Source organism: Methanobrevibacter sp. (assembly GCF_045114555.1).
Taxonomy (GTDB): Archaea; Methanobacteriota; Methanobacteria; order Methanobacteriales; family Methanobacteriaceae; genus Methanobrevibacter.
In genome coordinates this window covers 188,350-204,739 of the sequence record NZ_JBGUKT010000018.1, presented here as the reverse complement: position 1 = coordinate 204,739, position 16,390 = coordinate 188,350, and the positions used below count along the sequence as shown (strand labels likewise).

17 protein-coding genes and 1 tRNA gene are annotated in these 16,390 nt (G+C 33.8%); 6 read left to right on the top strand and 12 right to left on the bottom strand.

All coding sequences use genetic code 11. The features are described from left to right. Nucleotides 1–29: 29 nt before the first annotated feature. From ACJMLB_RS04330 to ACJMLB_RS04320, 3 genes are all read right to left on the bottom strand, one after another. Nucleotides 30–803, bottom strand: a complete 774-nt coding sequence (locus ACJMLB_RS04330) for an ABC transporter ATP-binding protein (RefSeq protein ID WP_405323958.1) — start codon at nucleotides 801–803, stop codon at nucleotides 30–32. An 8-nt stretch (nucleotides 804–811) separates the two neighbouring features. Next, nucleotides 812–1,894: an ABC transporter permease gene (locus ACJMLB_RS04325; RefSeq protein ID WP_405323956.1), complete on the bottom strand. Its 1,083-nt coding sequence runs from the start codon at nucleotides 1,892–1,894 to the stop codon at nucleotides 812–814. Between the two features lie 304 nt (nucleotides 1,895–2,198). Continuing rightward, nucleotides 2,199–3,374, bottom strand: coding sequence for an aspartate aminotransferase family protein (locus ACJMLB_RS04320; RefSeq protein ID WP_405323954.1), 1,176 nt, complete (start codon nucleotides 3,372–3,374; stop codon nucleotides 2,199–2,201). A 224-nt stretch (nucleotides 3,375–3,598) separates the two neighbouring features. Here ACJMLB_RS04320 and ACJMLB_RS04315 point away from each other — a divergent pair, with 224 nt between their 5' ends. Both ACJMLB_RS04315 and ACJMLB_RS04310 read left to right on the top strand, forming a co-directional pair. After that, entirely contained in the window at nucleotides 3,599–4,642 is a 1,044-nt protein-coding gene (locus ACJMLB_RS04315) for an aldo/keto reductase (RefSeq protein ID WP_405323952.1), read from the top strand. Between the two features lie 129 nt (nucleotides 4,643–4,771). Continuing rightward, entirely contained in the window at nucleotides 4,772–5,200 is a 429-nt protein-coding gene (locus ACJMLB_RS04310; RefSeq protein ID WP_304093496.1) for a peptidylprolyl isomerase, read from the top strand. Between the two features lie 188 nt (nucleotides 5,201–5,388). Here the strand turns inward: ACJMLB_RS04310 and ACJMLB_RS04305 are convergent, their stop codons facing one another. Beyond that, entirely contained in the window at nucleotides 5,389–5,523 is a 135-nt protein-coding gene (locus tag ACJMLB_RS04305) for a hypothetical protein (protein WP_295608249.1), read from the bottom strand. A 155-nt stretch (nucleotides 5,524–5,678) separates the two neighbouring features. Between ACJMLB_RS04305 and ACJMLB_RS04300 the strand changes: the two genes are divergently transcribed. Both ACJMLB_RS04300 and ACJMLB_RS04295 read left to right on the top strand, forming a co-directional pair. Further along, nucleotides 5,679–6,359, top strand: coding sequence for a TIGR00266 family protein (locus tag ACJMLB_RS04300; RefSeq protein WP_405323950.1), 681 nt, complete (start codon nucleotides 5,679–5,681; stop codon nucleotides 6,357–6,359). A 235-nt stretch (nucleotides 6,360–6,594) separates the two neighbouring features. Beyond that, nucleotides 6,595–7,152 carry a TetR/AcrR family transcriptional regulator gene (locus ACJMLB_RS04295; protein WP_405324080.1) on the top strand — a complete coding sequence of 186 codons (558 nt, stop codon included), beginning with the start codon at nucleotides 6,595–6,597 and terminating at the stop codon, nucleotides 7,150–7,152. A 379-nt stretch (nucleotides 7,153–7,531) separates the two neighbouring features. Here ACJMLB_RS04295 and ACJMLB_RS04290 read toward each other — a convergent pair whose 3' ends face one another. From ACJMLB_RS04290 to ACJMLB_RS04275, 4 genes are all read right to left on the bottom strand, one after another. Next, nucleotides 7,532–8,548, bottom strand: coding sequence for an SLC13 family permease (locus tag ACJMLB_RS04290; protein WP_405323948.1), 1,017 nt, complete (start codon nucleotides 8,546–8,548; stop codon nucleotides 7,532–7,534). A 145-nt stretch (nucleotides 8,549–8,693) separates the two neighbouring features. Continuing rightward, on the bottom strand, nucleotides 8,694–10,085 hold the full coding sequence (locus tag ACJMLB_RS04285) for an MFS transporter (RefSeq protein ID WP_405323946.1): 1,392 nt from the start codon (nucleotides 10,083–10,085) through the stop codon (nucleotides 8,694–8,696). A gap of 109 nt (nucleotides 10,086–10,194) precedes the next feature. Further along, on the bottom strand, nucleotides 10,195–11,583 hold the full coding sequence (locus ACJMLB_RS04280) for an MFS transporter (RefSeq protein ID WP_405323944.1): 1,389 nt from the start codon (nucleotides 11,581–11,583) through the stop codon (nucleotides 10,195–10,197). A 21-nt stretch (nucleotides 11,584–11,604) separates the two neighbouring features. Beyond that, nucleotides 11,605–12,054 (bottom strand): MarR family winged helix-turn-helix transcriptional regulator, encoded by a 450-nt coding sequence (locus ACJMLB_RS04275; protein WP_405323942.1) that lies wholly within the window; start codon nucleotides 12,052–12,054, stop codon nucleotides 11,605–11,607. A gap of 187 nt (nucleotides 12,055–12,241) precedes the next feature. Here ACJMLB_RS04275 and dtd point away from each other — a divergent pair, with 187 nt between their 5' ends. Continuing rightward, complete coding sequence (gene dtd / locus ACJMLB_RS04270) at nucleotides 12,242–12,685, top strand: D-aminoacyl-tRNA deacylase (protein ID WP_405323940.1); 444 nt, start codon at nucleotides 12,242–12,244, stop codon at nucleotides 12,683–12,685. A gap of 1 nt (nucleotide 12,686) precedes the next feature. On the opposite strand, the gene ACJMLB_RS04265 is transcribed toward dtd, so the two are convergent. Genes ACJMLB_RS04265 through hisF form a run of 3 tightly spaced genes read right to left on the bottom strand, consistent with a single transcriptional unit; the run spans nucleotide 12,687 to nucleotide 15,899 of the window. Continuing rightward, nucleotides 12,687–13,916 carry a succinylglutamate desuccinylase/aspartoacylase family protein gene (locus ACJMLB_RS04265; RefSeq protein ID WP_405323938.1) on the bottom strand — a complete coding sequence of 410 codons (1,230 nt, stop codon included), beginning with the start codon at nucleotides 13,914–13,916 and terminating at the stop codon, nucleotides 12,687–12,689. A 39-nt stretch (nucleotides 13,917–13,955) separates the two neighbouring features. Further along, on the bottom strand, nucleotides 13,956–15,035 hold the full coding sequence (locus ACJMLB_RS04260) for a DNA glycosylase (protein WP_405323936.1): 1,080 nt from the start codon (nucleotides 15,033–15,035) through the stop codon (nucleotides 13,956–13,958). 30 nt (nucleotides 15,036–15,065) lie between these two features. Then, nucleotides 15,066–15,899 carry an imidazole glycerol phosphate synthase subunit HisF gene (gene hisF / locus ACJMLB_RS04255; RefSeq protein WP_405323934.1) on the bottom strand — a complete coding sequence of 278 codons (834 nt, stop codon included), beginning with the start codon at nucleotides 15,897–15,899 and terminating at the stop codon, nucleotides 15,066–15,068. A gap of 176 nt (nucleotides 15,900–16,075) precedes the next feature. Between hisF and ACJMLB_RS04250 the strand changes: the two genes are divergently transcribed. Continuing rightward, a tRNA-Arg gene (locus ACJMLB_RS04250) sits at nucleotides 16,076–16,151 on the top strand. Nucleotides 16,152–16,197: 46 nt separating this feature from the next. Here the strand turns inward: ACJMLB_RS04250 and ACJMLB_RS04245 are convergent. Then, complete coding sequence (locus ACJMLB_RS04245; protein WP_405323932.1) at nucleotides 16,198–16,365, bottom strand: hypothetical protein; 168 nt, start codon at nucleotides 16,363–16,365, stop codon at nucleotides 16,198–16,200. Between the last annotated feature and the right edge of the window lie 25 nt (nucleotides 16,366–16,390).

The following is a 16,390-nucleotide window of genomic DNA, read 5'->3' as shown; positions in this document are numbered from 1 at the left end:
ATATTAAAAAATAAAAAGCGAGGAAAATACTAATAATTGTATTTATCCTCTATTACTTGACCATCCTTGATTTTTATGGTTCTTTCTGCCAAAGCGGCAACACCATTGTCATGTGTAACTATAATCAAAGTCACATTATAACGCTCATGCATTTCCATAAGCAAATTCAATATCATTTCACCTGTTTTTGAATCAAGAGAACCTGTCGGTTCGTCTGCTAAAATGATAGATGGGTTATTTACCAATGCCCTTGCAATAGCTACCCTTTGACGTTGACCACCAGACAATTTATTAGGCCTTTGCTTTTTCTTATCCTCCAATCCTACAGCACGGATAATTTCACTTGCCTTTTCCTTCATCTCCTTATTGGACATTCCAGTAGGAAGCAGTGGAATCTGAACATTGTCAAATACGGATAAGTTAGGAATCAAGTTGTGCAATTGGAAAACGAAACCTATTTTTTCCTGCCTGAACTGGCTTAAATCCTTCTCTTTAATAAGGTCAATGCCGTCAATATAGATCTTTCCTCTTGTAGGCTTGTCCAAAGCGCCAAGCATATTCAAAAGGGTGGATTTTCCAGAACCGGAAGGTCCAATGATGGATACGAATTCCCCTTCAAAGATATCAAGGTTTATTCCATTCAATGCCTTGACAGTTCCTTTATCGTATTCCTTTACAACATCGAATAGGCTGATCAATGGCTCTTCATAATAGTATTCCTCGCCATCCTCACCGATGAAGGTTTCATTATAGATATATTCATCATCAGGATATGCATTCTCATTTTCTATGTAACCATCCATAAAATCACCTATTCATACCTCAATGCTTCTGTTGGAGCAAGCTTGGATGCCTTATAAGCAGGATAGATTCCTCCGATTATTCCAACGATTATTGTAATTCCGAATGCAAGAATGAAGGTCTTAGGGGAGTAACCTAATGCAAAATCTGTTACATCAAATAATCTAAGGCCAACTTCAGGTATCAATATTCCAAATATTGATCCGACTATTCCGGATAAGGTTGTCAGTACCAATGTTTCCCCTAGAATCATGGTTAAGATCTTTCTGGATTTCCAGCCCACAGACTTTAAAACACCGATTTCCTTTGTCCTTTCATAAACTGCCATAACCATGGTGTTTATGATTCCAATAGCTCCCACAATAATTGCAAGAGCTGAAACTGCAAGGGTGGCAGTGTCCAATATTCCTAAAACATCATCTGCTATTGAAGATATCTCTTCACTTGTCAATGTTGTAAAGTTTTCATAATCCTCTTCAATCTTATCACTGATTGCTGAATCGTTTACATCTTCGCCTGTTTTTACAAGAATACGTGAAACTCCATCATTATCGGTTATATCCTGCAAAGTGTCCAATGGAACATAGATTCCACTATCTACAAATGGGCTTCCTGTCTCAAAGATTCCTGTAACATTGAATTCCTTGCCTTGTAGGGTAATGTCATCTCCACGACTTACATTATTTAGTTCAGCGTATTCGGCTCCAACAATTGCATCTCTAGAGCCATTTTCATACACTTTTCCATCAATGTTCTTTATTCCCATCATATAAAGTTTCTCAGGTGCCAATCCTACAACAGTGGTTGCAAAACTGCTTCTAGAATCCGAACTGCCTGATTTCAGCCGATCCATATTCATTTCAGTAACCGTTAGCGAACCTGCAGCATCTATTACTCCAGTCCTATTTTTCATCTCATCAACTATTTCGCTATCTATCAATCCGGTGTTTGTGCTGACAGAACTAGAATTACTGACTGTTATCTCAGCACCAACATCATTCAGCGAAGTTTGGACTGAATCCTCCATTCCAGTAGTGATAAGACCTAATGCCACAATTGTTGTGATGCCTATAGCGATTCCGATAATGGACAATGCACTACGGGTCTTATTCCTAAATGGATTTTTTAAAATTAAATTAATGAATCTTATAATAACATCCCCTTATAAATAATTATTATTTTACTTTTTAAATAATTAAACTTAACTAAAAAATTATTGAATATTAAGTGAATTAAATTTAAATAATGATGATAAAAAGGATTAAAATAGCTATTTGAGTGATTTAAAGCTTAAAAAAGAAAAAACAAGCAAACCTAGGAAATAATAGACAATAAATAAAAAAAATAAAAAAATAAAATAGATAGAAAAAGAAAAATTAAAGAAAAAAGAGACTTGTTTAAAGAGAAGCGAATACCTTATCAAGTGCTTCCACAAGTGCATCAATTTCCTCTTCCTTAACCACTAAAGGAGGTGCAAACCTTAATACGTTTCCTGCTGTACAGTTGATCAAGAATCCTTCTTCAAGCATTTTGCCAACTATATCTGCTCCTTCGAAGTTCAATTCCACACCAACCAAAAGACCGGATCCTCTTACATCAGTGATGAAATCGTATTTTTCTTTTAAAGGAGCTAATTTTTCCAAGAAGTATTCTCCCATTTCCTTACTATGGTCTACAAGATTTTCCTCTTCAAACACATCAAATACTGCATTTGCTGCCGCACCTGCAAGTGGACTTCCTGCAAAGGTTGTACCATGGTCACCAGGTACAAAACCGCCAGCTACATCCTCTTTTGCCAAGAATGCAGCCATTGGGAATCCTCCACCAATACCTTTAGCTACAGTCATGATATCTGCATCTATGCCGAATAATTCATGAGCGAATAAAGCACCGCATCTTCCGAAACCGGATTGAACTTCATCTACAATGATTAAAACTCCTTTTTCCTTACATAAGTCATTCAATCCTTTGTAGAACTCTTCGCTTGCAACATGAACACCACCTTCACCTTGAACAGGCTCAATAATAATAGCTGCAGTGTTTTCAGTGATTGCTTCCTTAACACTGTCCAAATTGCCGAATTCAACTTTCTTGAATCCTCTTGGCAAGTTTTCTGTGTAAGGTGCACTGTATTCTGGGTGGTCAGTTACAGATAAGGTCAAAAAGGTTCTTCCGTGGAATGAGTCACCACAGAACAATACCTCATGCTTGCCGCTGTATTTGATTGCAAGCTTAAGTGCTCCCTCATTAGCTTCAGCACCAGAGTTTGCAAAGAAAATTCTATCAAAATTGGTTGCATCAACTAATCTTTTAGCATAAACGGTAGCAGGTTCATTATAGTAAATGCTTGAAATGTGAATTAGCTTTTCAGCTTGATCTTGAATAGCTTTCACAAGCTTAGGATGATTGTGACCTAAACAGTTTACAGCAATCCCTGCCAAAAAGTCCAAATACTCGTTACCGTCAATGTCCCATACCTTAACCCCTTCTCCATGGTCAAGTACAATTGGGACTCTGTTGAATGTATTAATGAAATATTTATCTTCAATATCAATGATTTCTTGTGTATTCATAAATAAAAACTCCTAATTTTTAAAATTATTTAGTCAGATTGAAATGTTTTAAATAATTGACTAATAAATCAATTGAAAAAGTTATAATAATTTAACACAATTATATTTATAGTTTATTATATAAAAAAATAAGTAATGGAATAAGACATATGGAATTAGAAATGTAGTGATAAGAAATAGGATAAATTCCATAATGTATTACATATTATATTTGGATTGATTATATGGCAAAAATTATTCTCGGTAAAACTGGACTGAAAATAGAAAAGAATGGTTTTGGAGCTCTCCCTATCCAAAGGGCTTCATTTGATGAAACTAAAGAGATCGTTCAAAAGGCTTATGCAAATGGAATTAACTTTTATGACACTGCAAGAGCATACACCGATAGTGAAGAAAAGCTAAACTATGCCTTTGAAGGATTCAATGATAAATATCCGAGGGAAAGCATCATAATAGCTACAAAAACCCAAGGGGAAAACAGAAAGGATATAGAAAAGGACATTAAAACAAGCCTTGACAATCTTGGCACTGATTACATTGACCTTTATCAAATCCATAATCCATCATTCTGTCCTACTGAAGGTGATGGAAGCGGAGCATATGATGCCTTATTCGATCTCTATGATGAAGGAATCATAAGACATATCGGTTTTACCTCCCATAAAGCGGAAATTGCTAAAGAAGCTATTGAAAGCGGATTGTATGAAACTATCCAATTCCCATTCTCCTACCTTACAGGCCCAAAGGAACTTGCCATTGTTGAGATGGCAAGGGCAAACAATGTAGGATTCATTGCAATGAAAGCAATGAGTGGAGGATTGATTGGAAGCTCTAAAGCGGCTTATGCTTACATAAATAGCTTTGATAATGTGGTTCCAATCTGGGGAGTTCAAAGAATGTCTGAACTTGATGAGTTCCTATCCTATATGAAAGATGAACCAACTCTTGATAACGAATTGGAGGAAATCATCAAAAAGGAAAGAGAGGAATTGCAAGGAGATTTCTGCAGAGGCTGCGGATACTGCATGCCTTGTCCTGAAGGAATTGAAATATTCCAATGTGCAAGAATGTCCTTATGGATTAGAAGATTCCCCTCAGCTCCAAGCTTGACTCCAGAGTCTCAAGAAAAGATGAAAAAGATTGAAGAGTGTACAGAATGCAGACAATGCGTAAGCAGATGCCCATACGAATTGGACATCCCAGAACTCTTGAAGAAAAACTATGAGGATTATAAAAAGATCTTGTCTGGCGAGATAAAAGTAGATTAATTTTTATTTAAAATAGTTTAAATATTAAGTAAAATAAATTATAAATAGTATTTTTTAAAAGATGTTTTAAAAATATGTTTTAAACAACTGAAAAAATAACTAATCATTAAAAAGTGAAACGTGATTATAATGAAAAAAGCAATTATTGAAACTGAAAAAGGAGATATCGTATTGGAATTATTCCCTAATGAAGCTCCTGGAACTGTAGCAAACTTTGAAAAATTAGCAAACAGTGGATTTTATGATGGACTAACTTTCCACAGAGTAATCCCTAACTTTGTTATTCAAGGTGGTTGCCCTATCGGAAACGGTACTGGCGGACCTGGCTGGACCATCAAATGTGAAACTGAAGGAAACCCACACAAACATGGAACTGGAGCATTATCCATGGCTCACGCAGGTAAAGACACTGGTGGAAGCCAATTCTTCATTACTCACAGTCCACAACCACACTTAGATGGTGTTCACACCGTATTCGGACAAGTTATCGAAGGTATGGATGTTGTAAATGCTATCCGTGCTGGAGACAAAATGTTAAAAGTAACCATTCAAGGTTAGATTAAAAATTAAAGCAGTTTTTAACTGCTACTTATTCTTTTTTTTAAGATTTTTTCATGCATTATTTAAATAAAAACTTTTTTTAAAAACATTACAATACTATAAAAATGAAAAAATAGAAGAGAAAAAATGAAAAAAAAGAAGATAAAAATTAAGTAAAAATTAAAAAAATTAATAAGAAATCAAAATCAATAGCCATACTCTTCATCGGCTAAATCCAAATCATCAGGATTTCTAATCATATATCCGCATTCATGACATTTGTATGTATTGTAGTTGATCTCTTCAATAGCTTCAGAACCACATCTTGGACATCTTGCCATTAATCACCCTCCTTTAATGAATGATTATTTTATATGCTTTGCAGTTTATAAAACTTTCTAAAAAATTTCAGCTCGAAGAAAAAATTTATTTATAAAAACAATTATATATTATTAAAATTAATACAAAATTAAATAAAAATAATAAAGGTGAAAATATGGAATATGAAATACGTGGAGGAGCTTTCCCTATTGTAATATGCACATTGCATGAAGGGGAAACCATTAAAAATGAAACGGGGGCAATGTCCTTTATGACCTCTGGAATGAAAATGGAAACCAATACTGGAGGAGGCCTTTTAAAAGGGCTTGGAAGAGCATTGTCTGGAGATAGCTTATTCTTAAACTTCTTTACTGCAGAGTCCGGCACTCAGCAAATAGGATTCTCAGCACACAGCCCAGGAAAAATCATCCCTTTTAAATTGGATGGAACCAACACCATAATCGGTCAGAAAAATGCATTCTTGGCTGCAGAAGACTCTGTTGAAATTGAGATATACTTTAAAAACAAACTTGGAACCGGAATATTCGGTGGTGAAGGATTTATCCTTCAAAAGTTCTCTGGAGAAGGATTAGTATTCTTGGAAATTGATGGTGAAGTAATTGAACATGACCTCCAAGAAGGAGAAACCTTACTTTTAGATCCGGGACATCTCGCTGCAATGGAAGAAACTGTTGGATATGAGATTGAAAGAGTCAAAGGTGCTAAAAACATATTATTCGGTGAAGGACTCTTCTTCGCTAAAATACAAGGCCCAGGAAAAGTTTGGATTCAAACCATGCCTATCAGCAAATTAGCTGAAGCAATCATCCCATTCATTCCAACAAGCACTGGATAATAATGATAATGTAATAAAAAATTTTAAAAAGTTTATTATTTAATAAACTTTTTTTCTTTTTTAATATTTGAACCATCCAAAAATCAATATTAACTTCATTCCCTTTTTTTAATTTTTCTAAACAATTTATCTCATTATTTCTCGTCTTTTTTTAAAAAATTTTTAAACAACATTAAATAATATAAAATCATATCTATAATTATATTATTCGAAAAGGAAAACACAGAAGAAAAAAATCATAACCGCTACTTTTAACATTGTTCAAAAAGAAGGTGTTCAAAAAGCAACAACTAAGAAAATAGCTGCTGAAGCCGGAGTGAATGAGGTAACTATCTTTAGGAAATTTGAAAATAAAAAAAATCTCATAGAGGCTACTAAAGATTACTATATGTCAAAGCTTCTTTCCAGACTGGAAGAAACCTTCGATTATGATGAGGATGAAAGCATCGAAGATTATCTTAAACACTGTTTTTATGGAATTCTAGATTTTTCACAAGAGGATATTAGCATTATCCGAGTTGCTATGCAAGAAATTACAGGAGAAACAGATGAAAAACTTTTAATTCCCCACATCACTGATACAATTATCAATAAAATGGAAGAATTCTTTAAATTGCAATTGGAAAAAAGCGTTATAAAAAATGTTAACTCCAAAGCAATATCCGTAATGTGCTTTAGCATAATATTCCAATCCACTATTTTATGGCAGATATACGGAAACAATGCAGATATTGATTCAGACATTTTCGCTGATGACTATCTCGATATCATCTTTAATGGAATAAAACCTTAATTAAAGACTAAATTGCCACTTATTAATCAAATAACGACAATTTATTGTTGTTTTTAGCATTTTAACATGTAAGTAAGCACTTACATTCGAAAATCTTTATATAATAAGGTTTTTAAATATAGTAGTGTGAACTATAATCACACTATATCCAAAAAAAGAATTCATATATTAGACCTTTAAAAATTCGTAAAAAATTAAAAAATTTGTTTAATTTTTTTATCAACCTTAATTACTGTTAAGAAGTGTTTCTGCATCTATGATATGGATCACTACAGTAATTCTATTTTTAAAAACTTTTTCACTTCACTATTAACACTATTTTAATAATACTATTATGATAATTTATAATTTCTAATTTTTAATTTCTAATTTTCAAAGATCAATTAGTTAAAAAATATACTGCTAATAAAATGAAAAGCAAAGCTAAATTCAAAACTGTAAATACAATCAGATATCTGATTTTTAAATCATTAAACTCTCTAGCAAGTATTTTATAGGAAATAAGATTAGCCATTGATGCAATGAGAGTACCTAAACCCCCAATATTTATTCCCACAATAATGGCTTCATAATTTGTACTGAATCCACTGAGCAATATGGCTGCAGGAACATTTGAAATGATTTGGGATGAAAGAATTCCAAATAGAACTTCATTTCCTATAATCCATTGCTTAAATAGTGAATTTAAGAAAGGAATGCCTTGCAGATTTCCTATCAATACAAATAAGGCTATAAAAGTTAAAAGCAAGTAATAATCTACGCCTAAAAACACTCTTTTCAGGAATCCTTCCCACTCGATTTCAATCTTTCCCATACTTGGCAAATTGATTACATCACGTGGAATAAAGAATGACAATATGATTAAAAAGATCACTGATACAACAATATAAGGTAAAAGCAACATGAAAAATGATTGGAATGGGATATGAGATACAGTATACATTACAATATTGTGTGGAGCTCCAATAGGAAGAACCATGCATCCTACATTAGCTGCAATGGTCTCTAAGCTAACTGCAAATATTATTAAATCAAGCCTATCCACTTTCTTTAATGCCAATAAGGCAAATGGCACAAAAATAATCAGGGAAACATCATTTGTAATAAAAATGGAACTAAAGAAGCATGTGAAAACTAAAAACAATACAAGTCCACGAGTGTTTTTAACTTTATTCAATAGCTTACGGACGAATATCTCAAAAACAGCCAGATTCTTTAAGATCTCTACAAAAACCATTATGACAAAAAGAAGAATGATTGTTTCCCAATTGATGTAATTCAAATAATCAATGCTTGGCAAAACAAAAAAGCATGAAACAATAGCCAATATTAAAGAAATGCAGAATATTGTTTCATTTTTAAAAAAGTTTAAGAATCCGTCTGTCAAATTATTCATAATATTATTTTAGTGAATATGTTTAATAAAGTTTTTAAATAGTTTAAAAAAATTTAAAAAAAGTCTTAAAAAAAAGTTTGGAATATAATTAAAAATAGTTTAAAAAAAAGAAAAAGAAGAATATAATTAAAATAATTATATTCTCTTAAGTTGGTCTATCTGTATTGAACTTATCTTTGGATCTTACACCAACCAATGAAGCAAATACAGCGAGGATACAAGCTACTGCACATATTCCACAAATGATTTGAGATGCTTGAACCACCATTCCAGCATATTTGGTTGCAAGAGGCAAGGTTCCCATGACCCAAGCGAATACAAGGGTAAGAAGACCTAAACTCATGGTCTGACCAATTGTCCTCATGGTTGCTTGAGATGCTGATGCTGTTGGAGCGTCTTTTGGTGGAACTGAACTCATGATTGCATTCATGTTTGGACTTGAGAATAGACCCATACCGATACCTTGAAGCACCATAGCTAAAATAACCAAGTAGATTGGAGTGTCTCCATTCAAGAATGTCAAAATCAACAGCGCTACGGTTGCAATTCCCATACCAATAGCTGCCAACTTTTGAGGATGTATCCTATCTGAAAGCTTACCTGAATTAGGAGCCATGATTGCCATGATAATAGGTGTGATAATCAAGATCATACCAGCCATTTGAGCATCCCATCCCCTTACATACTGGAAGTGGTAATTCAATATTGTTGTAACTACCATAACTGCAATGTAACTGCATAAAGCTGCAATATTGGATGAAGTGAACTTCTTGTTTTTAAACAAGTTCATATTGAATACAGGAGATTTTTGCCTAAGCTCATAAGCTCCAAATACAACCAATATGATAAGTCCAAGAATAGTCAAGATAAGACCAATGCTTGTTGTTAAAGTAGTAAATCCATAAATGAACAATAAAATTCCTATTCCATATAAGATGGAACCTATTGTATCGATTTTATCGTTTTCATATGTTTTCCATTCATCTGTAATTTTCCAAATCATAAGTGCAATACAGAGCACTAGGAATGGAATTACAAAGTAGAACATTGATCTCCATCCTAAGTTATGCACCAGGAATCCGCAGATTACAGGAGACAATGAAGTTGCCAAGTAAACACCAGTTACAGTAAACCCTAAAGCCTTACCTCTGTTTTGAGGTTTAACAGCTTGAACTACCATTGCCATAGCGGACACATTCAAGAATGCCACACCTGCACCTTGAAGCATACGGAAAATCAAGAATGATTCTGTTGAAAATGAAAGCACTGCACCTATTGAAGCGAATAGGTAGAGCAATACCCCTCCAAGCAAAGACTTCTTAACACCGAACTTACCTGATATCTGCCCTGCAGGAACTGTGAATACAGCAACCACAAGGAAGAATATGGTAGGAACCCAATTCTGAATAACGTTATTCATCGCAAATTCCTGTGCAATAGCTGGAACACCTATAATGATTCCATTGGATAAGAACACCGCAAAGAATGAAGTGATGAATGACACCGCTATTACTACAGTTTCTAAATCAAATTTCATAACAATCCCTCTTTTTATAAAAATTCATAAATTTAAATTAAAACTGAAATATTTATAAATCGAATTTTATTTTTCACCTTTTTAAGATTTTAAATAAGAATAAATAAATTTAACTTGCATTTGTATTGAACTCATCTTTAGATCTTATTCCCACAAGTGAAGCGAATATTGCAACTACACAAATTATTGTACATATTATACAAACTATTTGAGAAGCTTGAACAACCATACCTGCATATTGGGAGGAGAGCTTTAAGCTTCCCATAATCCAAGCGAATACAAGGGTAAGAAGACCTAAACTCATTGTCTGTCCAATTGTCCTCATAGCAGATTGAGCTGCAGATGCATTTGGAGTCTCCTTTGGAGGCACTGAACTCATGATTGCATTTGTATTTGGAGATGTGAACAGCCCCATACCGATACCTTGGAAAATCATTGCAATGACTATGAGCCAAATTGGAGTGTTTGCATCCAGGAATATCAAGATCAATAGCGCCAATGTTGCAATTGCCATTCCAATAGCTGCCAATTTTTGAGGATGTATCCTATCAGAGAGCCTACCTGAATTAGGAGCCATTATCGCCATGATTATTGGAGTAACTATTAATATAAGTCCCGCCATTTGGGCATTCCATCCTCTGACATATTGGAAATGATAATTCAATATTGTAGTGAGTGATGCTATTGCAAGGTAACTGCATAATGCTGCAATATTGGATGAAGTGAACTTCATGTTCTTGAATAATCTCATGTTGAATGCAGGAGTGTTGACTCTGGTTTCATAATATGCAAATACAAGAAGCAAAATGAATCCTATTGCAACGCTAAGCTTACCAAATGTGGTCATCAAGCTTGTAAATCCATAAATGAAGAGTAAAATTCCTATTCCATAAATGAGATAACCTATACTGTCAATCTTATCGTTTTCATATGTTTTCCAATCTCCAGGAATCTTTAAAATCATAAGTGCAATACAGACAACGAAGAATGGTATTGTAAAGTAAAACATTGACCTCCATCCGAAGTTATAAACCAAAAATCCGCATATCACTGGAGACAGTGACCCTGCCAGATAAACACCAGTTACAGTAAATCCTAAAGCCTTACCTCTGTTTTTAGGATTGATTGCCTGCACAACCATAGCCATGGATGCGACATTTGAAAATGCTCCGCCAATACCCTGAATCACTCTAAAGAATAGGAATGATTCACTAGAGAAGGATAAGCATGCCCCTATTGAACCGACAAGGAAAATCAAGACCCCTATCACTAAAGACTTTTTAACACCAAACTTACCTGACAATTGCCCTGCAGGGAGAGTGAAAATAGCTACAACAAGCAATGCAATTGTTATAATCCAGTTTTGAACAACATTGTTCATTCCAAACTCACTTGCTATTGATGGAACCCCTATGACTATTCCTGCAGCTAAAAACACCGCAAAGAATGATGTGAGGAATGATACAAGCACTACAGAGGTTTCTGAATCAAATTTCATATTATCACTTTAAACCTATAATCATAAATCTTCAACTAATTTCATGCCATTAATAGCTATTTCCTTAATTCTTTCAATGACTTCTCGATCGTCTTCTGTTATTCCCACTTCCTTCTCCCAATCCTTAGATATTTGCCTAACCTTAGGAACCAATTCGTCACCTTTGGAAGTGGTCTTTAACATGTATTTTCTTCTGTTTTTCGGATTGACTTCCCTTTTAATGAATCCATCATCCTCTAATTTCTTTAAGGATTTGGCAATGTTTCCCTTGCTTTGACCAGACATTGCCACCAAATCATCCTGTGAAATGCAAGGGTTATCATAAATCATCATTATGTATCTCACTTCATGACCCAAATCAAATTCAGCAATCTTAAACTTTAAGTATTTAAAATGATTTTTAGATAGATTATGAATCCATGCAACTAAAGGAGAGCTATCCATTATACCTTGAAAGCTTTCACTTTCCATTATTTCACCTACTTTAAAAATTTAACAAGTAATCACTTTCAAGATTATATTGTCTTTCATATGATATAAATGTTTCATTTGAAACAGTTAAAAATGAAACTATTAAAAAATTAATTATCTCTCCTAAAAAGATATTTAAGAATTGAAAAGAAATATAATATAAGATTAAAGAATAAAGGGAAAGAATATGAAATTAGTCATTCAAAGAGTAACAAATGCCAGTGTAGAAGTTGAAGGAGAAATCACAGGCCAAATTGATGAAGGGTTAATGGTTTTAGTTGGCTTTGGCCAGACTGACAGCGAAAAAGAAGTTGAATATTTGGCAAGAAAACTATGCAAACTTAGAATATTCCCAGATGATGAAGGCAGAATGAACAGATCAGTGCAAGACATAGGGGGAAAACTTTTACTTGTTCCTCAATTTACACTATATGGAAAAACCAAAAAGAACAGGCCTTCATTCCATAAGGCATTGGCACCGGATAAAGCCACCAAATTATTTGATTACTTTGTAGAAAAATGCAGTGAAGACGTTCCATGTGAAACTGGAGTCTTTGGAGCATTCATGAAAGTAAGCCTATTGAACAATGGTCCAGTAACCATCTTGCTTGAAAAAGAGTTTGATGAATAGTTTAAATTATTTTATTGTATTTCAAAAGAGTTTTCATCATCAATAATGACTTGGAAACGGACCCTTTTTTAATCTTTCCATGAGGACTGATCACTTCACAGGTTACAGCAGGAATTCCTTTTAAATTAACCTCATCCTCTAAAGCGCCAGGATATTCCACTCCTGCCCTTTTATAAATTTTGTATTTCACTTTTGCATTTTTTGCAATGTATTTAGCTATTGTTGCACTTTTTTTAGTTGGCTTATATGATCCAAAAACCAAATCCTTACCCGGCTTACCTCCAGGCCTTGTAGCATGAAAATCACCGTAAGCATCACATTTTAACTTCTTAATCAATTTGACAGTCTTATAGGAAATGGTTCCTTTTTTATTAGCCTTTTTATTCAAGTGAACTCCCTTGTAATCCCTGACATTTGCTGCAGTTCCCTTTGGATTCATGAAAGGCATAACATAAACTGTTCCTTTAATGTAATGAGTCTCCAAATACTTGATCAATTTCATTGCAGCAACTTGAGAAGGTATCTCATTACCATGACATCCTGCAGTAATGAAGACGACTTTTCCTTTTCCACCCTTGAATTTGATTACAGGAGTGCCGGATTTTGCAAGCTTAATGATCTTTCTTACAAGTGCAGAGTTTGGAACATTTGCCTTAATCTTTTTATTCTTTAAGACATTAGCTCCAGATTTCCATTTGTAATTGGTTATTTTATAGTAATTCTTTACAGTGCAGTAGTTTTTTCCGGAAATGCCGCTTGCATTATATTTGATTGCATATTTTCCTGCATTCAAGTTAAGATAAACATAAGCTATTCCGTTGGCATTTGTGTAACGATTATATGTTTTTCCTGAAACCTTAAAAGTCACTAATGTATGATTAATCGCTTTTCCTTCATTATTCAGTGCTTTAACAGAGAATTTGGCCTTTTTTCCATATGTTGAACTAATATTTTTAGTGGATGAAAACTTAGAAGGGGCTTTTGAAGAATCAGTGCTTGAATTGTTGCTTGAATTATTGCTTGCATTCTCTGTGGAGTTGTCAGTAGCATCCAAAGAAATATCTGAATTAGCATCATCCCTGGAAACTTCAGAAGTTTCAATTGATTGCTCTTCACTTATTTCAATATTTGCATTGGAATCATCAGAACCTATCTCTTCAGCACTAACTGAAGATACCAATAAAAATAAGCTAATTCCAAATAATGCCAATGCTAAAAATCTTTTATTCATACAAAACCCTTAATCCATAAAAATATAATCCATAAATAATTATTTCCTGATTTTTTCCATTAAACCTGACTTACGAGCATAATGGAATAAATAGAGTTGAGCATAACCTGCATAATCTCCAAAGTAATCTATTCCAAAATCTCTTGTCTTATCTGCAGAAATCTCATCTCCATCAAAGTATAAATGGGAAACTATTCTTTTAATCCAAACATCAGATGGAAATGCCTCTTGAAAACCAAATCCATACAATAAGATGCAGTCTGCCACTTTAGGCCCTACACCAGGCATTTTTAAAATTAAATCAAATGCTTCATCATAAGTCATGTTAAAAATATCATTCAAATCCATCTCATCAAGAATCATCTGACTTGCCTTTTTCATATAAGGTGCCCTATAGCCAACACCACATGCCTTTAAATTATGAGTATAGCAATCTATTTCATAGCTATGCCCATCTGCATCAGCTTCCTCTATTGGAGTTTCATAAAAGTCCAGGAATTGATTTGGATTTGGGAATCCATAAAAAATTCCACTATCGAACTCAACTTTTTCACCCCAATTGCGCTTTATCTTATCAATTGATTTTGTCCAGCGTGCAATTGAATTGTTTGCAGAACATATTGAAGATATAATGCATTCAAATGGATCTTTTGCAATGAACAATCTCAAGCCATTGCAGAAATCTACAGAAGGAGCTAATTTCTCATCATCCAATAGGAATTCATAGAATTTTTCCAAGTCAAAATCCAAGTCATAGATTTTGGCCAATTCCTTTTTGATTTCATTTTCGATGGTTTTGATTTCATTATTTGATAAATTATTTTTATCAAAAATATTAGAAAATTGATGATTTCCTACTTTTTTAGGAAACTCATATAGATAAGAAAATTCATTAAAATTAGATTTATCTTGTGATAGCTTTAAAAGAATTGGAAGGTTATTTAAATTAATAGTTTCATCATTAAGTTCATTAATAATTGAAGGAACTTTTAAGTAAATTAATTCATTAAACTCATCCATATTTCCAACTGAATTATGTCTCCATGGAGACTGTGAAGTTTGACCTGATTCTTGGGTCAACTTAAGATTGATTAATGAATTGAATTGAAAACTAGACATGCCACCACTATCTTAGAAATGTTATGTAAACTAGAAAGTTTCCCTAATTGGAACACCTTTTTCTTTCAAGAACTTTTTAACTACTGGAACTGGGTACTCATCAAAGTGGAAAATGCTTGCTGCAAGAGCTGCACTTGCATCAGCTATTTCAAAAGCTTCAAGTATGTGTTGAGGGTTTCCTACACCACCAGATGCAATTACTGGAATGTCCACATTATCGTTGATTGCTTTTGTAAGGACAAGATCATATCCATCTTTGGTTCCATCACCATCCATTGAAGTGAGAAGAACTTCACCTGCACCTCTGTTCTGACATTCCTGTGCCCATGCTATGGCATCCATTCCAGTGAACTCCCTTCCACCATAGATACTGCAATCAAACCACACTTCACCTTGGTCTGTATCTACAATGGTCTTGCCTTTAGCAGCTTCCTTGTCTTCTTCAACATATCTTCTTTTAGCGTCAATTCCTATTACAACTGCTTGAGATCCTACGACTTTGGAAGCATCTGTCAATAGCTGAGGATTGTGAATGGCTGCAGTGTTTGTAGAGCATTTGTCTGCACCTGCCTTAAGCATGCGAGTGTAGTCCTCTACCTTTCTTATTCCTCCACCTACACAAATTGGAATGAATACATTTTCAGTCAATCTTTCTATAACATCCACCATAGTTCCTCTGCGTTCATGTGAAGCGGTGATATCCAAGATTACAATCTCATCTGCCCCATCTTCGTAATATTTGGTAGCAAGCTCTACTGGATTTCCAGCATAACGGATCTGCTTGAATTCGACTCCCTTCACCACTCTCCCTTCTGGAACCTGCAGGTCACAATCTAAACAAGGAATAATTCTTTTAGTAAGCATGATAATCACAAAATGTTAAAAATTCTATCTAACTCTATTTTTATTTTATATAATTAATATTTTTAACTAAAAATAAAAATTTATTGTTAATAAAAACTAAAATTTTAAAAAAGATAATAAATAAACTAATATAGTAGATTAATTATTGTAATTAATAAATAATGAAAACTATTTTTGGGCCTATAGTCTAGTCAGGATTATGACGTGGGACTTCGGATCCCAAGGTCGGGGGTTCAAATCCCCCTAGGTCCGTTTAAAAAAAAGAATTGATTGAAAATATTGAATTGCATTTTATAACTTATTCTATTGATTCTAGAATCAATTTTCCCTCATTATAGAATACAATGTCTAATCCTTTTTCTATACATGCCTCTAAAATATCTTCCAATTTTTCATATCTGGCAAGTACAGTTGCATCATAATGAGTACTGTCTAGTTTTATTAGTTGATAACCTAATACTTCCATCATATCACCCCAAATTTCTTTATAA

Coding starts and splice junctions, on each gene's coding strand:
- ACJMLB_RS04330 (WP_405323958.1), bottom strand. CDS start 803: ATGGATGGTTACATAGAAAATGAGAATGCATATCCTGATGATGAATAT.
- ACJMLB_RS04320 (WP_405323954.1), bottom strand. CDS start 3,374: ATGAATACACAAGAAATCATTGATATTGAAGATAAATATTTCATTAAT.
- ACJMLB_RS04315 (WP_405323952.1), top strand. CDS start 3,599: ATGGCAAAAATTATTCTCGGTAAAACTGGACTGAAAATAGAAAAGAAT.
- ACJMLB_RS04310 (WP_304093496.1), top strand. CDS start 4,772: ATGAAAAAAGCAATTATTGAAACTGAAAAAGGAGATATCGTATTGGAA.
- ACJMLB_RS04305 (WP_295608249.1), bottom strand. CDS start 5,523: ATGGCAAGATGTCCAAGATGTGGTTCTGAAGCTATTGAAGAGATCAAC.
- ACJMLB_RS04300 (WP_405323950.1), top strand. CDS start 5,679: ATGGAATATGAAATACGTGGAGGAGCTTTCCCTATTGTAATATGCACA.
- ACJMLB_RS04290 (WP_405323948.1), bottom strand. CDS start 8,548: ATGAATAATTTGACAGACGGATTCTTAAACTTTTTTAAAAATGAAACA.
- ACJMLB_RS04285 (WP_405323946.1), bottom strand. CDS start 10,085: ATGAAATTTGATTTAGAAACTGTAGTAATAGCGGTGTCATTCATCACT.
- ACJMLB_RS04280 (WP_405323944.1), bottom strand. CDS start 11,583: ATGAAATTTGATTCAGAAACCTCTGTAGTGCTTGTATCATTCCTCACA.
- ACJMLB_RS04275 (WP_405323942.1), bottom strand. CDS start 12,054: ATGGAAAGTGAAAGCTTTCAAGGTATAATGGATAGCTCTCCTTTAGTT.
- dtd (WP_405323940.1), top strand. CDS start 12,242: ATGAAATTAGTCATTCAAAGAGTAACAAATGCCAGTGTAGAAGTTGAA.
- ACJMLB_RS04265 (WP_405323938.1), bottom strand. CDS start 13,916: ATGAATAAAAGATTTTTAGCATTGGCATTATTTGGAATTAGCTTATTT.
- ACJMLB_RS04260 (WP_405323936.1), bottom strand. CDS start 15,035: ATGTCTAGTTTTCAATTCAATTCATTAATCAATCTTAAGTTGACCCAA.
- hisF (WP_405323934.1), bottom strand. CDS start 15,899: ATGCTTACTAAAAGAATTATTCCTTGTTTAGATTGTGACCTGCAGGTT.
- ACJMLB_RS04245 (WP_405323932.1), bottom strand. CDS start 16,365: ATGGAAGTATTAGGTTATCAACTAATAAAACTAGACAGTACTCATTAT.